The organism is Stenotrophomonas sp. SbOxS2 (assembly GCF_013416715.1).
Lineage (GTDB): Bacteria > Pseudomonadota > Gammaproteobacteria > Xanthomonadales > Xanthomonadaceae > Stenotrophomonas > Stenotrophomonas lactitubi.
Map to the genome: position 1 here is coordinate 1 of NZ_JAAVXD010000020.1, position 779 is coordinate 779.

Consider the following 779-nt stretch of genomic DNA (forward strand, 5'->3'; position numbering starts at 1 on the left):
CGTGTCGCTGTCGGCCTTGGCAACCGGCACGTCGTCGACGATCTTGATCGTCAGGTCGCCCGACTTGCTGTCGCCGTCGAGGTCGGTCACCTTGATCGTGAACACCGCGCTGGTGGTGTCGCCCGAGGTGTTGTCCTTGAGCGTGTAGCTGTAGCTGATCGAGCCTGCGCCCGTCGCCGCATTGTAACTGTAGCCGGTCACAACAAGCGTGCCCGTGGCATTGTTGGCCACCGTCACCGGCGTATTCAGCGTGGCATTTGCCAGCGCCGCCAGGCTCACCGGCTGCCCGCCGATCTCGATGCTCTGCACCCCGTCCGGCGAGGTAAACGTCACCGAACCCGACGTCGTCTCCGAGTTCGCCGCCTCATTCGAGCCCGCAGGCTCGCTGCCGCGCGCCGGAAGGCCGGCCTCATGGACCGTCGTGCCGGCAGAGTCCGCCCCAGGCGTCGTCACCGTCACCCCGCTGTCGTCGATCTTGATCGTCAGCGTCGCCGTGTCAGTGTCGGTGTCGCCGTCCTTGAGCGTATAGGTGAACACGTCCTGCTTGCCGCCCGGCGTGCCGGCAGTGCGCACATAGGAGTAGGTGCCGTCCGAGTGCAGCGTCAACACGCCATACTGGCCGTTGATCGTCACGCTGCCGCCGGCCGTGATCGTCTGCGACGCCCCGCCGCCGGGATTGTTGCTCTCCACCGCGCTCACCGAGGCGCCGTCCGCACCCTGGACGTCGGCATTGGTCGTGCCTTCGGTCGTGCCCTCACCGCTGATCACGTTGCCCGTCG

1 protein-coding gene is annotated in these 779 nt (G+C 66.9%); it reads right to left on the bottom strand.

What is annotated here, in order from left to right; translation table 11 throughout:
• Nucleotides 1-779 (bottom strand): VCBS domain-containing protein (locus HFK18_RS21595; RefSeq protein WP_218946964.1); only part of this gene is annotated, 779 nt, incomplete at both ends.